Origin of the sequence: Bacillus xiapuensis (assembly GCF_002797355.1) — a bacterium.
In the GTDB taxonomy this organism is placed as follows: Bacteria; Bacillota; Bacilli; order Bacillales; family Domibacillaceae; genus Bacillus_CE; species Bacillus_CE xiapuensis.
The window spans coordinates 1,143,298-1,157,762 of record NZ_KZ454939.1; the positions used below are offsets into that span (position 1 = coordinate 1,143,298).

At 44.4% G+C, this 14,465-nt stretch carries 17 protein-coding genes; all 17 read left to right on the plus strand.

From position 1 onward, the window contains the following. Positions 1-2 precede the first annotated feature (2 nt). The 17 genes from xerC (at position 3) to CEF20_RS05820 (ending at position 14,465) form a co-directional block, all read left to right on the plus strand. Positions 3-905: a tyrosine recombinase XerC gene (xerC, locus tag CEF20_RS05740; protein WP_100330902.1), complete on the plus strand. Its 903-nt coding sequence runs from the start codon at positions 3-5 to the stop codon at positions 903-905. A gap of 16 nt (positions 906-921) precedes the next feature. Further along, entirely contained in the window at positions 922-1,467 is a 546-nt protein-coding gene (gene hslV, locus CEF20_RS05745) for an ATP-dependent protease subunit HslV (protein WP_100330903.1), read from the plus strand. A 12-nt stretch (positions 1,468-1,479) separates the two neighbouring features. After that, a complete protein-coding gene (gene hslU, locus CEF20_RS05750) occupies positions 1,480-2,892 on the plus strand; it encodes an HslU--HslV peptidase ATPase subunit (RefSeq protein WP_100330904.1) in 1,413 nt (470 codons plus the stop codon). A 110-nt stretch (positions 2,893-3,002) separates the two neighbouring features. Beyond that, a complete protein-coding gene (codY, locus tag CEF20_RS05755) occupies positions 3,003-3,782 on the plus strand; it encodes a GTP-sensing pleiotropic transcriptional regulator CodY (protein ID WP_100330905.1) in 780 nt (259 codons plus the stop codon). Positions 3,783-4,284: 502 nt separating this feature from the next. Beyond that, positions 4,285-4,677 (plus strand): flagellar basal body rod protein FlgB, encoded by a 393-nt coding sequence (gene flgB, locus CEF20_RS05760; protein ID WP_100330906.1) that lies wholly within the window; start codon positions 4,285-4,287, stop codon positions 4,675-4,677. A 2-nt stretch (positions 4,678-4,679) separates the two neighbouring features. Continuing rightward, positions 4,680-5,138 carry a flagellar basal body rod protein FlgC gene (flgC, locus tag CEF20_RS05765; RefSeq protein WP_100330907.1) on the plus strand — a complete coding sequence of 153 codons (459 nt, stop codon included), beginning with the start codon at positions 4,680-4,682 and terminating at the stop codon, positions 5,136-5,138. 50 nt (positions 5,139-5,188) lie between these two features. Further along, the gene (fliE, locus tag CEF20_RS05770) at positions 5,189-5,455 is read left to right on the plus strand and encodes a flagellar hook-basal body complex protein FliE (protein ID WP_408607802.1); all 267 of its coding nucleotides are present in this window, start codon (positions 5,189-5,191) and stop codon (positions 5,453-5,455) included. A gap of 57 nt (positions 5,456-5,512) precedes the next feature. Further along, positions 5,513-7,108 (plus strand): flagellar basal-body MS-ring/collar protein FliF, encoded by a 1,596-nt coding sequence (gene fliF / locus CEF20_RS05775; RefSeq protein ID WP_100330908.1) that lies wholly within the window; start codon positions 5,513-5,515, stop codon positions 7,106-7,108. A 13-nt stretch (positions 7,109-7,121) separates the two neighbouring features. Next, on the plus strand, positions 7,122-8,135 hold the full coding sequence (gene fliG, locus CEF20_RS05780; RefSeq protein WP_100330909.1) for a flagellar motor switch protein FliG: 1,014 nt from the start codon (positions 7,122-7,124) through the stop codon (positions 8,133-8,135). Then, positions 8,128-8,913 (plus strand): flagellar assembly protein FliH, encoded by a 786-nt coding sequence (gene fliH, locus CEF20_RS05785; RefSeq protein ID WP_157796204.1) that lies wholly within the window; start codon positions 8,128-8,130, stop codon positions 8,911-8,913. Before fliG ends, fliH begins: the two co-directional genes overlap by 8 nt. Beyond that, a complete protein-coding gene (gene fliI / locus CEF20_RS05790; RefSeq protein ID WP_100330911.1) occupies positions 8,910-10,235 on the plus strand; it encodes a flagellar protein export ATPase FliI in 1,326 nt (441 codons plus the stop codon). Before fliH ends, fliI begins: the two co-directional genes overlap by 4 nt. A gap of 1 nt (position 10,236) precedes the next feature. Beyond that, positions 10,237-10,680 carry a flagellar export protein FliJ gene (fliJ, locus tag CEF20_RS05795; protein WP_100330912.1) on the plus strand — a complete coding sequence of 148 codons (444 nt, stop codon included), beginning with the start codon at positions 10,237-10,239 and terminating at the stop codon, positions 10,678-10,680. 8 nt (positions 10,681-10,688) lie between these two features. Next, positions 10,689-11,309: a MotE family protein gene (locus tag CEF20_RS05800; protein WP_100330913.1), complete on the plus strand. Its 621-nt coding sequence runs from the start codon at positions 10,689-10,691 to the stop codon at positions 11,307-11,309. Positions 11,310-11,334: 25 nt separating this feature from the next. Continuing rightward, positions 11,335-12,651 carry a flagellar hook-length control protein FliK gene (locus CEF20_RS05805; protein WP_100330914.1) on the plus strand — a complete coding sequence of 439 codons (1,317 nt, stop codon included), beginning with the start codon at positions 11,335-11,337 and terminating at the stop codon, positions 12,649-12,651. Positions 12,652-12,659: 8 nt separating this feature from the next. Then, positions 12,660-13,295, plus strand: a complete 636-nt coding sequence (flgD, locus tag CEF20_RS05810) for a flagellar hook assembly protein FlgD (protein WP_100330915.1) — start codon at positions 12,660-12,662, stop codon at positions 13,293-13,295. A gap of 110 nt (positions 13,296-13,405) precedes the next feature. Next, on the plus strand, positions 13,406-14,191 hold the full coding sequence (flgG, locus tag CEF20_RS05815; RefSeq protein WP_100330916.1) for a flagellar basal body rod protein FlgG: 786 nt from the start codon (positions 13,406-13,408) through the stop codon (positions 14,189-14,191). Positions 14,192-14,255: 64 nt separating this feature from the next. Further along, entirely contained in the window at positions 14,256-14,465 is a 210-nt protein-coding gene (locus tag CEF20_RS05820) for a flagellar FlbD family protein (protein ID WP_100330917.1), read from the plus strand.

Here is a 14,465-nt window from a genome sequence, read left to right on the forward strand (position 1 = left end):
ATATGTCCGAACTTTTCCATAACTATTCGCGTGATTTTATAGAATATTTGCAGTTTGAAAAAAATTATTCAAAGTCTACTATTGAATGTTACAAATATGATATCGAAGAATTTTTTAAGTTCACTACTGAACAAAGTATTACCGAGCTTGCAGAAATTGAATATTTTGACGTGCGATTATATTTAACTGGTCTGCACGAACAAAACATAGCTAGAGCAACCATCGCCAGAAAAATTTCCAGCTTGCGGAGCTTTTTTCGTTACCTGAATAGAGAAAAGCTGCTTTCTGAAAATCCCTTTTCGCTCGTTCAGCAGCCAAAAGCGGATAAAAAACTTCCGTCCTTCTTTTATGAAGAAGAGATGGAAGAGCTTTTTGCTGTTTGTGAAGGAAATAAGCCGCTGCAAATCCGCAATAAAGCTTTGCTGGAAATATTGTACGCTACCGGTATTCGGGTGAGTGAATGCGCAGCGATTCAATTGAAAGAAATTGATTTTGATATGTCCGTTGTATTGGTTCACGGCAAAGGCAATAAAGAAAGGTATGTGCCATTTGGAAGCTTTGCGCATCAAGCGATCGAACGATACATAAAGGAAGCGAGAGATCCGTTGATGAAAGCGGCCGATCATCACCCTTTTCTATTTGTCAATCATCGTGGCGCTCCCTTGACAGCAAGAGGCATCCGTCACATTTTAACGAATCTGATCAGTCAGGCATCGCTAACAACGCATATTCATCCTCATATGCTGCGGCATACGTTTGCTACACATTTGCTGAATAATGGAGCGGATTTGCGGACAGTCCAAGAGCTTTTAGGGCATGCCCACTTGTCTTCAACGCAGATTTATACTCACGTAACAAAGGAACACTTGCGGAAAAGCTATTTATTGCATCATCCGCGCGCCTAAAGGAGGAATCTGAAGAATGGAACAATTTCATGCAACGACGATTTTTGCAGTGCAGCACCGAGGGAAAAGTGCCATGTCGGGTGACGGGCAGGTAACATTCGGAAATGCCGTCGTAATGAAACATACGGCGAAAAAGGTGCGCAAGCTATTCGGCGGAAAAGTGCTCGCAGGATTTGCCGGCTCCGTTGCGGATGCCTTTACACTTTTTGAGCTGTTTGAAAACCGCTTACAGGAGTATAATGGAAATTTACAGCGAGCGGCTGTTGAACTGGCAAAAGAATGGAGATCGGATAAAGTACTGCGCAAACTGGAAGCGATGCTGATCGTTATGGACCGAGATAATTTGCTTTTAATTTCAGGAACTGGAGAAGTGATTGAGCCGGATGACGGGATGCTTGCCATTGGCTCTGGAGGCAACTATGCGCTATCTGCAGGCCGGGCCCTCAAAAAATACTCAGGTGACCATTTGACCGCAAAGGAGATCGCGCGGGCTGCTTTAGAGATTGCCGGGGAAATATGTGTCTACACGAATGATCAAATCATAGTGGAAGAACTGGATTAAGGAGTGAATGGCATGGAGAAAAAATCAATGCAGTTGACGCCAAGACAAATCGTGGAGCGGCTGGATCAGTACATTGTCGGGCAAAAGGAAGCGAAGAAAGCTGTGGCTGTCGCTTTAAGAAACCGCTACCGCCGCCGCTTTTTAAGCGATCAGATCCGTGATGAAATCATTCCAAAAAATATCTTAATGATCGGTCCGACAGGAGTGGGGAAAACAGAAATCGCCCGCCGCATCGCCAAGCTTTCCGGGGCGCCGTTTATCAAGGTGGAAGCTACTAAATTTACAGAGGTCGGCTACGTCGGACGTGATGTGGAATCGATGGTGCGTGATCTAGCTGAAACAGCGGTAAGAATTGTCAAGGAAGAGCGGGTCCAGGAGGTGCAGGAACCGGCGAAAGAAGCGGCGAACCGCCGGCTGGTTGAGTTATTGGTGCCGGCGAAGAAAAAGGCCGCAACGATGAAAAACCCGTTTGAAATGCTGTTTGGCGGCAGCGGCCAGGAGACACAAGCGGAAGGCGAGGATTCAGAAGAAGAAGCGTCCATTCGCGAAAAGCGCCGGCTGGCCGCAGAGAAGCTCGCTCGCGGAGAGCTTGAGGAGCAAATCGTAACAATTGAAGTGGAGGAGCAGCCCCCTTCCATGTTTGACATGTTTCAAGGTTCGGGTATGGAGCAAATGGGGATGAATATGCAGGATGCTCTTGGCAGTTTGATGCCGAAAAAGAAGAAAAAAAGAAAACTGAAGGTAAAGGAAGCGCGGGCAGTTTTAACGGCAGAAGAAGCCCAGAAGTTAATTGATATGGACGATGTGACGCAAGAAGCGCTCAAGCGCGCAGAACAGACGGGAATCATCTTCATTGATGAAATTGATAAAGTGGCCGCCAAAGGAGCTGCTTCCTCTTCGGCAAGTGTCTCGCGGGAGGGCGTGCAAAGAGATATCTTGCCTATTGTAGAGGGATCAACCGTCGTAACCAAATATGGATCGGTCAAAACAGACTTCATTCTTTTCATTGCCGCCGGAGCGTTTCACATGTCTAAACCGTCCGATTTAATACCGGAGCTGCAGGGGCGCTTTCCGATTCGTGTAGAGCTGCAAAAGCTGTCTGTGGATGATTTTGTTTGCATTCTTGTAGAACCAGACAATGCATTGCTTAAACAATATGCGGCATTATTGGAAACGGAAGGTATACAAATTGAATTTTCTGACGATGCTATTCATAGAATTGCAGAAATTGCTTTTGACGTTAATCAAAACACGGATAATATAGGTGCCCGCCGCCTTCATACGATTATGGAGAAGCTGCTTGAGGATTTATCATTCGAAGCACCTGAGATCACCATGGATAAAATCAAGATTACCGAACAGTATGTAAATGAAAAGCTTGAAGCGATTTCAAAGGATAAAGACTTAAGTCAATTTATTTTGTAATAGGCAATTGAGACTATATAATAGTTAATGTGTACCATATACCCGGAGAAAATAAAAAATAGATGATCTATCAACTCAAGATTAACCAGTAATTGTAGGAGGATTTCATAATGAATTTGTTAGATAAAACCAGAAAGATTAATAAAATGTTGCAAAATGCGGCGGGCAAATCCGTTAATTTTAAAGAAATGGCCGAATCTTTGTCCGAAGTGATAGAAGCCAATATTTTTGTAGTCAGCCGCCGCGGCAAGCTGCTTGGCTTCGGTGTAAATCAGCAAATTGAAAACGAGCGCATGAAAAAAATGCTGGCTGAACGCCAATTTCCAGAAGCGTATACGAAAAACCTGTTCAACATTGAAGAAACATCCTCAAATTTGGATGTGAACAGTGAGTATACAGCCTTTCCGGTGGAAAATAAAGAATTATTCAAAAATGGCTATACCACGATCGTTCCTATCAAAGGAGCGGGGGAACGTCTGGGCACATTAGTGCTTGCCCGCTTAGAAGAAAGATTTCATGATGACGATTTGATTTTGGCTGAATATGGAGCGACGGTTGTAGGCATGGAAATCCTGCGCGAGAAAACGGAAGAAATCGAAGAAGAGGCTAGAAGCAAAGCGGTTGTTCAAATGGCGATCAGTTCCTTGTCTTACAGTGAACTGGAAGCGATTGAACATATCTTTGAAGAGCTGGACGGCAAAGAAGGTCTGCTCGTAGCTTCCAAGATTGCTGACCGTGTCGGCATCACACGTTCCGTGATCGTGAATGCGCTGCGCAAATTAGAAAGTGCCGGTGTGATTGAGTCCCGGTCTTTAGGGATGAAAGGAACCTATATTAAAGTTCTTAACGACAAATTTTTAGTGGAATTAGAAAAGCTTAAATCCAGCTAAGTCTGTGCGTATTGCCGCTCTGCTGAATTCGGCCTTTTGAATAAGGTCAATTCAGCAGAGCGTTTTTTTTTGGGGGGGAACGAATATGCCGGTTTGGCCACAGAGAAGTTATCACTGGCTAAAGGCGGCGCCGTGGATTTAGCACATGTTTAAACGTAAGAGAAAGGCTTGCAGCTGGTTTTCTGTAATGAAAAACAGAATTCGACAGAGGTTTTTTAAATTTTTTTATATTTTTTTATAAAATTGTGCGTTTTGTCATTTATTACTTTTCCTGTTTTGTGATTAAATATGTGGTAAGCTCATGAATATATAATGAAAACCATGATCAAATTACCATATTTGTAAGGCTAATCTCAATTATGAATTGTTTTTGTTAATTTTGTAAATTTTACTGATCCAAAAGGGATAATGTGGTATAGTTGTCAACAGAATATGTCGAATTACAAGGAAGATAGTCTTATTTAAGGTAAACGTCAGTTGAATTCAAGGGGAGTGACAGAGGATGCAGATTTTTAGTGGTACTTTTACCGCCCTGGAAAAAGGGCTTAATTATTCCGCGCTTAAGCAAAAAACCATATCGAATAACATCGCAAATGCGGATACACCAAACTATAAAGCAAAGGACGTCAGCTTTAAAAAAGTCTTTGCCGATACTCTACACGATACCATTACGGCACACCGCACGGATGCCCGTCATTTTGCCTTCAAAGGTACAGGCGGTGAAGGGGCGGTTGTTACCCAAAAGAATCAATCGTTTAATCAAAACGGCAACGGGGTTGACATTGATAAAGAAATGTCAAGCTTAGCTCAGAACCAAATCTATTTCAATGCGCTGGCGGATCGTATGGCAGGGAAATTTAATTCATTAACCAATGTCATTAAAGGAGGCAAATAAGGATGTCTATGTTTCACAGCATGAATGTCACCTCTTCTGCTCTGACGGCTCAAAGGCTAAGAATGGATGTCGTTTCTTCTAATATGGCTAATATGGAATCGACTAGAGCCAAGATGGTGGATGGGCAGTGGCAGCCTTATCAGCGCAAATCTGTTGTGCTGCAGCCGAAACAAGGCCCGTTTTCTTCTTTTTTAAATCAAGCTATCGGAAAGCAGCCGCATGCCGCCGGATCGGGAGTGAAAGTAACCAAAATCGTGGAGGATGAGGCAACTCCTCCTAAGCTGATCTATGATCCCAGTCATCCGGATGCAAATGAAGAAGGGTATGTGCAAATGCCTAACGTCGACCCATTAAGAGAAATGGTCGATTTAATGTCAGCTACTCGCTCTTATGAAGCGAATGTGACTGTATTGAACGCGTCAAAGGCGATGATGATGAAAGCTTTAGAGATTGGTAAATAACGGAGGTGAAGAAAGTGGCCATTCAATCAGTTCAAGGAATGACGCCTTATATGAAAATCGATGGAGCTTCTCCTAAGCTTTCTGCCAGTGAAGCTCAAAGTGATTTTTCTAGCTATTTAAAAGAGTCTATAAGTAAATTGAATCAAGCGGAGGCTAAATCAGCAGAAATGACTGACAAACTAGTTCGCGGTGAAAATGTTGATCTGCATCAAGTGTTAATTGCCAGCAAAAAAGCCAGCGTGACGATGCAGCTGACAATGGAAGTGCGCAACAAGGTAGTGGAAGCCTATCAGGAAATGATGAGAATGCAAATATAATTAATATTAGAGGTGAAAGCTCACTTTGATGAGCAGTGATATAACCGGGGGATTGTAATGAACGAAAACATAAGCCAGCAAGTCAATCGAATAAAAGAATACTGGAAAAGCCGAACAAAAAAGCAAAAAATGATCGGAATTGGGGCTTTCTTGCTGTTGGTTGCAGCAATTACAGCTACCGTTCTGCTCGCGACAAAAGAAAAAATGGTCCCGTTGTACAGTGATCTTTCGCCAACAGAAATCGGAGCGATTAAAGAAAACCTGGACGGGCGGGGCATCGTTTATGAAATTACAAAGGGTGGCAATGGCATCTTAGTTCCGCAGGAAGAAGTCGATGCGCTGAAAGTCGATTTGGCAGCGGAAGGGCTACCGAAATCAGGAAGCATTGATTACAGCTTTTTCAGTGAAAATGCCGGATTTGGGATGACAGATAATGAGTTTAACGTGCTTAAGCTCGATGCGATGCAAACAGAATTAGCCCAGCTGATGACCGGGATTGAAGGGGTTAAAGATGCCAAAGTAATGATCACCCTCCCTGAGAAGGAGATATTTGTAAAGGAAAACGGTGAAAAAGCCTCAGCTTCTGTTGTGCTGAACACCGAACCGGGATATCAATTCGATGAGAAGCAAATTAAGTCTTTATATCATTTAGTTTCTAAAAGTGTCCCCAATCTGCCGACTGAAAATATAGTCATTATGAACCAAAACTTTGAGTATTTTGATCTAGAAAGTGGAAATGGTTCTTTATCTGGCAACAGCATCGTTCAGCAGATGGAAGTGAAGAAGCGAATTGAACGAGACATCCAGCGTCAAGTGCAAAATATGCTTGGCACACTGATGGGACAAGATAAAGTAGTTGCTTCTGTAACAGCTGATGTTGACTTTACCCAAGAAAACCGTGAAGAAAACTTGGTAGCTCCGGTCGATGAAGAAAATATGGAAGGCATTCAAATCAGCGCCCAAAGAATCACCGAGACATTCACAGGTGACGGGGCTGCGGCCGGCGGCGTTCCGCAAGCCGAGGACCCAGCGGATGCGCAAGGCTCCACCTACATGGAGGGAGCAGAGGGCAACGGCGATTATGAAAGAACGGAAGAAACCATCAATAATGAAGTGAACCGGATCCGTAAGAAAATTACCGAAAGCCCTTATAAAATCAGGGATTTAGGTATCCAAGTGATGGTGGAACCGCCTAAGGCTAACGATCCCGAATCTCTGCCTCAGGAGCGAGTGGATGATATTCAGCAAATGCTTGGAACGATTGTGCGCACATCCATTGATAAAGACTTCGGTGCAGACATTACCGATCAAGACTTAAATGATAAAATCTCTGTCTCTGTTCAGCCGTTTAAAGGCAAAGTGGATTTTGAAGAAGAGACAAAACCATTGCTTCCGTGGTGGGCCTATGTCATCGGTGGAATCTTGCTTGTCGTAATCGGGCTTCTCGTTTTCTTTATGATCCGTTCTCGAAGAAAACAAGAAGAAGACGAGGAGGAAGATTACGAGGAAGAAGCCTTCATTGAAGAAGAGGAATTAGATATTAGTGAGGTGCAGCCAGAAGGAAGCGCCAAGAGAAAACAGCTGGAAAAAATGGCAAAAGAAAAGCCGGAGGAATTTGCCAAATTATTGAGATCATGGTTGTCAGAGGATTAGGGGGGAATGAGAGTTGGCAGTTAAAGAAAAGAAACTTACAGGCAAGCAAAAAGCAGCGATCCTTCTTATATCCCTTGGACCCGACGTATCCGCTTCCGTCTATAAGCATTTGTCTGAAGAGGAAATTGAACGTTTAACATTGGAAATATCCAGTGTGAAAAAAGTCGATACTGAAGCGAAAGAAGAAGTATTTGAAGAATTCCATAACATCGCTCTAGCTCAAGACTATATCAGCCAAGGAGGAATCGGCTACGCCAAGACCGTTCTAGAAAAAGCATTAGGGAAAGACCAGGCTCAGGCGATCATTAATCGGCTGACATCCTCCTTGCAAGTCAAACCATTTGACTTTGCGCGCAGGGCAGATGCGGGCCAAATCTTAAATTTCATTCAGAATGAGCATCCACAAACGATCGCGCTCATTTTATCCTATCTTGATCCGCAGCAAGCCGGTCAAATACTGTCTGAATTGCCTCAGGAGGTTCAAGCGGATATCGCGAAGCGGATTGCCGTGATGGATATTACATCGCCGGAAATTATCAATGAAGTGGAGGCTATTCTTGAACGGAAGCTGAGTGCAACGGTGACGCAGGACTTTACCCAAACTGGCGGAGTCGAAGCAGTTGTGGAAGTGCTGAATGGCGTCGACCGATCCACAGAAAAAACGATATTGGATGCCTTAGAAATACAAGACCCTGAGCTTGCTGAAGAAATTAAGAAACGGATGTTTGTCTTTGAAGACATTGTTACCTTGGATAATCGTTCAATCCAGCGGGTCATCCGGGATTGTGAAAATGAAGATCTATTGCTTTCCTTAAAGGTATCCAGCGAAGAGGTGAAAGAGGTTGTTTTCCGCAATATGTCGAAGCGGATGGTTGAAACCTTTAAAGAAGAAATGGAATTTATGGGACCTGTGCGTCTGCGGGATGTAGAGGAAGCGCAATCCCGTATAGTAGGAACCATTCGCAGACTGGAAGAGACAGGTGAAATCATCATAGCCCGCGGCGGGGGAGATGATATTATTGTCTAATATTATTAAGTCTCAAAGTGCCAAGCACGTGGATAACGCCAGCAAAACCATTCAGATCAGAGTGATTCAAACAGAAAAAAAAACTTTCGAAGCTAGGGAAGCAGCGTTAGAAAATTCGGCGGTATTTTTTGAGAAGGATCGCCAAAAAGTCCTCGACGAAGCGCATGCACAGGCCAGCAGCTTGCTGGAGAGGGCACAAGCGGAAAGCGAGCAAATCCGTCGGCAAGTGGAGCAAGAGAGACAATCTTGGCAAGAAGAGAAAAAGCAGCTGCGGGAACAGGCTTATCAAGAGGGGTATGAGGCGGGATTTCAAGAAGGCCGGAAAAATGGCTACAGCGAGTATGCAGAGAGAATCGCAACTGCTGTAAGGACCGTTGACTGCTCGAAGGAAGAGTATATCAGAAACGTTCAGCATGCCGACCAAACCATCCTTGATATTGCCATAAAGTCAGCTGAAAAGATCATGAATCAGGTGTTAGAGGAGCAGCCGGAAAGGTTTTTCCCTGTGATAAAACAAGCGCTGAAAGATTTGTATGATCAAAAAGAAATACAAATTCATGTACATCCCGTTCAATATCCAATGGTCGTCGAGCAGAAAGAGGAGCTTGAAGAGATGATTCCGGCGGATGCCGCCTGCTATATTTATCCGAATGAAGAAGTGGGTGAGAACGGCTGCTATATAGAAACGGGCCAAGGAAGAATGGATGTGGGAATCGATAGCCAGCTTCATCAGCTGCGCGCGCAATTATTCGATTTGCTTGAGGGTGAAGAAGATTGAATCTGACAAAATTAACAGCCAAAATCGAACATTTGGACACATACAAGCATTATGGCCGGATAAAACGGGTGGTCGGGCTGATGGTGGAGTCACAAGGACCGAAAACCGCCATCGGAGACGTTTGTCTGATTTATCCCAATAAAGAAAGCGCCCCTTCAAGCTATATTCGCGCAGAAGTCATTGGGTTTAAAGAGGACATGGTGATGCTGATGCCATATGGAGATATTAGCGACATTTCTCCCGGCAGTCTTGTCGAACCGTTAGGAGGGCCTCTAGAGATTAAAGTCGGGCCTTCGCTGATTGGAAAAGTCATTGATTCAATGGGTGATCCGCTCGATGGATCGATTGTTCCGAAAGCCTTAACAGCGGTTGGCACAGAACAGAAACCTCCCAATCCGTTAAGCCGTCCGCCAATTCGCGAGCGGCTGGAGGTAGGCGTGAGAGCCATTGATAGTATGCTGACAGTCGGCAAAGGGCAACGGATTGGAATATTCGCCGGCAGCGGTGTGGGAAAGAGCACATTGCTCGGGATGATTGCCAGAAATACGAAGGCGGATTTAATCGTCATAGCTTTAATAGGAGAGCGCGGCAGAGAGGTTCGAGAATTCATTGAGCGTGATCTCGGACCAGAAGGAAAAGCGCGTTCCATCGTGGTGGCGGCCACATCGGATCAGCCGGCGCTCATGAGAATCAAGGGCGCCTTTACCGCCACGGCTATAGCTGAGTACTTTCGTGATAGAGGCTTGAACGTCATGCTGATGATGGACTCTGTCACAAGGGTGGCGATGGCGCAGCGCGAGGTCGGCTTAGCCGTTGGCGAGCCTCCAGCTACGAAAGGGTATACTCCTTCTGTTTTTGCTATCCTCCCTAAGTTGCTCGAACGCACTGGAACTAATCATGTCGGCACGATCACTGCTTTTTATACCGTTTTGGTGGACGGAGATGATATGAATGAGCCGATTGCCGATGCGGTTCGGGGAATTTTAGACGGACATATCGTTTTAGACCGAGAGTTAGCGAATAAAGGACATTATCCGGCCATCAATGTACTGAAAAGCGTCAGCCGCTTGATGAGCCACTTGGCCACGGATGAGCATCAGCAAGCGGCAATTAAGATCCGCGATATGCTAAGCACGTATAAAAACTCGGAGGATTTGATTAATATCGGCGCCTACAAAAAAGGTTCTTCAGCAGAAATTGATCAGGCGATTGACTATTACCCGAAGATTAATTCCTATTTAAAACAGCGCACAGATGAAAAAGTTTCGTTAGCTGACAGTGTGCAATCTCTTATTCAGTTAGCTGAAAAAGGAGAATGGTAGAGTGGGTTATCAATATAAATTTTCCAAAATACTGCAGTTAAAAGAGCGGGAAAAAGAAGAAACACAATCACTTTATGCGGAAGCGGCAAAAACTTTCGAGAAGGCAGCAGAAAAGCTCTATTGGCTGTTGAAAAAGAAAGAGGAGCTGATCGACTTTCAAGAGGTGAAAATGGCCAGTGGTTTTGCTATCCATGAAATTCAGCATTATCAGCAATTTGTTTCCAATCTTGAACAAACAATCAGCTATCAGCAGCAAATCGTCATGAATGCCCGCAGCCGCATGCAATGGTGCGCTCAGCAGTTAAAAGAAAAGAATATAGAAGTGAAGAAATACGAAAAGATCAAAGAAAAAGATGTTCAAAGATTCAATGAATGTTTGCGGATGAATGAGGCCATGCAAATGGACGAAATCTCAGCCATTCAGTTTATGAACCGCGGAAAATAGGTGATGATATGGCGAAGAAAAAGAAAAAGGATGCCGCTGTAGCAGAAAATCAAGAGAAAAGCAGTGTGTTTCAATGGGTGCTGTTTGTAATTGTGATTCCGCTTCTTTTCGCTATCACAATCGCTTTGATTGTCATGACAATTGCAGGTGTCAATGTTTTTGAAAAAGCGAAGGATATCGGTCAGAACATCCCGGGGATATCCAGCATGCTCGATGATGAAAAAGCCGATGAAAGCGGGAAACCAGCTCAAGAAAAAATGACTTCGTTACAGGCGGAATTAAAAAATAAAGAAGCAAAGCTAGAGAAGCTTCAGAAGAAACTGGATGATTCCGACAAAGAGATTGAAAGCCTGAAAACGGAAAGGGATCGTCTGGAAGTTCAATTAGAACAGCTTCAAAAACAAGCAGAAAAACCGAAAACGGAAGAGAAAAAAGCAAATACCTTAACGGCTACGTATAAAGAAATGTCACCCAAAAACATCGCAAATATTTTAGTCAATTTAAAAGACAATGAGGCGATTGCTATTTTGTCTGAATTAGATACGAAAAAGCAGGCAGAAATCATGGAGAAGCTTCCGCCGGCTACAGCTGCGAACTATACAAAAAAATTATCAGAGACAGCTCAGTAATGAAAAAGGATAGGAGGTGGAAGGGATGATGCAGGCAGTAACCGCCGCAGCGAACCAGGCAGCAGCCCCACAGGAAACGGCTCCAAAAACCGCTGCTTCAGGCAAGGGTTTTCAGTCGTTATTGCAGGAACAAACCGATGTGGCTGCTTTGGAGCCAAAGCCGGATCAACAAACGCAATCGATCGCAAATAACATCGGGATATTGCAAGCAAAGAGCATGGAAGAAATCCCGGCTATTCCTCCGGCGTTAAAGCAACTACTCAAAGAATGGATGTCCGACGGGAAAATGCCGGCATTTTCAGACATTGCTGCTCTGCTTGGAGTGCAGATGGGGGAACTGCAGCAGCTGATTCAGCAGCTTTCAGAGCAATTAAATCACATTCCATTGAAGCAGGAAAGTGAAGATGCGGAAAGCCCATCATTTGCCGAGGGCGAGGGGATCGCAGCGGAAAGCGTGCTGCACGTGATTCAGCTGCTGGCGGCCGCCGAGCCAAAGAATTGGCCGGTGAAGGAAAGAAAAACCATCGAAACTATATTGCAAGCGGGAAAACTGTGGGAATTGATGGGCACAAAAGCTGACATGAACAGCAAACAGATTCAGCTGCATCAAAAAGTCAAACAGCAGCTGGAAGAATTGGCTGTTCAGCTGGGAAAGCAACTGCCGTCACCGAAACAAAAATCAGCGCTAATCTTGCAAAAAGCATTCACTCATTATCTTCAGCCGGCTGCTGACCGGATGAATAGCTCAAATTTACAAAATGCATTCATTCAACATGCCAACGGAAAAATAGTTGCCGATTCCAGAACCATAGCTGAACCATCGGCTTTGGGGAAAGAAGGAGCACAGTCCATCCAGCCGCTGCTTCATACTTTAGGCAATACCGATCGCTTTACCATGACCGTGTCTACGAATCCGAAACCGATGAACATGGAACAGTTTATAGAAAAGTTCACGCGCATGCTTGGAAGCTCAAACATGGTCAAAACGCCAAATGGCCATAAGCTTTTGATTAAGTTATATCCCGAACAGCTTGGCAGTTTGCGAGTGGAACTGCTTCAGCAAAATGGCGTGATGACAGCTAGAATTCTTTCCTCAACAGCGATGGTGAAAGATTTGCTTGAACAGCATGCCCACAGCTTAAAGCAAGCGTTTGGCCAGCAAAATATTGCTGTGGATAAACTGGAGATTACTTTCAGCCAGGCAGACCCGCAAAAGTTTGATCGCTCATCACAGCAGCAGCAACAGCAAGCGAAACAGCAACAATCGCAAAAACAGCAGCCGGAACCAGAGGAGCAGCCTGCAGAGGAATTTAAAGATGTGCTATTAAATATCGAAGTGTAGGTGATCGTATGGCAAAGATTGATCCAAGTTTATACTTGCAAAATAAGCCAGCAGAAAAAAGAACTGGAAACAGCAATTTGGGAAAAGATGAGTTTTTAAAAATCTTAATGACTCAGCTGCAAAATCAGGATCCGTTAAATCCGATGGAGGATAAAGACTTTATCGCACAGATGGCAACATTTTCTTCTCTTGAACAAATGACGAAGATGGCTTCTTCCTTTGAGAAATTTATGCAAATGCAGCAATCTTCACAAATGGTCAGCTATCATTCGTTTGTCGGAAAAGAAGTCACTTGGCATAAGATCATTCCGAGTGAAGATGCGCAAGAAAAGCCAGCCGTTCAAGAAGGAAGCGGCACGATTGCTTCCATTCGCTATAAAGGGGACGGTGTGGAATTTACTCTCTCAGATGGCACGGTACTGGAGCCGGCCAATATTTCTGAAGTGAAAGGCGGAGCGTCTGGCGGAAGCAGCACGTTAGTGGAAGCCAGTCACTTAATCGGACATACCGTATCATGGAATAAAGACGGTAAGGAGCTTTCAGCGATTGTGCGCTCCGTTTCATCGAAGGAGGGCGCTATCTTGCTGCATTTAGATAATGGCGATAAAATCCCTCCCTCTTCTTTAACGAAAATTGAAAAATGAAGAAGAGAGAAAAGGGGGCCGTTCAGCGCACGGCAATGATGAGAAACAAAGTGAAAACGAAGGAAAGCGCCTGCGAATAACAGGCTTAATATGAAAGGGGAAATAAAACGATGCTACGCTCTATGTACTCTGGAATTAGCGGAATGAAAGGATTTCAAACGAAGCTTGATGTTATTGGAAACAATATTGCCAATGTCAATACCTTTGGATTTAAAAAAGGCCGCGTGATCTTTAAAGATATGATCAGTCAGCAGATTTCAGGAGCCAGCGCACCTACAGGTACTCGCGGCGGAACGAATCCGCGCCAAGTAGGGCTTGGAAGCCAATTAGGCGCCATTGATACGATTCATACAGAAGGAAGCACCCAAACCACGAATAGACTGTTAGACTTGGCAATTTCCGGTGATGGCTTTTTCCAAGTAAAGGACGGAAATGAAACTTTCTATACAAGAGCCGGAAATTTTTACTTAGATAAAGAGGGAACGATAGTCAATGCCGATGGCCTTAAATTAGTATTGTTAAATGGAGGGGCAGTTCCTAAAGGTGCGACAAAGCTGTCTATCGGGGCGGATGGAACTGTAAGTTACACAGATGCTAATGGTGCTCTAAAAACCGCAGGAACCATTCAGCTTGCCAAATTTGCCAATCCAGACGGACTGATGAAGGTCGGGAATAATTTGTTCTCTCCAACGCCGAACTCTGGTGATCCTGAATCTCTAGCTCCTGGAGAAGGAGGCAGCGGGAAAATTGTCCCCGGTACTTTAGAAATGTCTAACGTCGATCTTTCAGAAGAATTTACAGAGATGATTGTGGCGCAGCGCGGCTTTCAAGCGAACACGCGGATCATTACGACATCCGATGAAATTCTGCAGGAGCTTGTCAATTTGAAACGATAATAACTGATTTTTCAACATGAGGGAGGGGCCAGGGCTGGAGTCGTCACTCCAGCCCTGAAATAAATTGATCACAGTGACAAGATTAAACGGCAAACCCTTTTTAGTGAATGCGATTTATATTGAAACAATTGAAAGCTTTCCTGATACGACGATTACGCTTTTGAACGGAAAGAAATTTCTCGTCTGCGAGTCGGAGGATGAGGTGAGGAAGCGGATGGAGGATTTTTATCGCCGCGTGCAAATATTAGGGAAAATAGATTTCGGGGAGGATTAG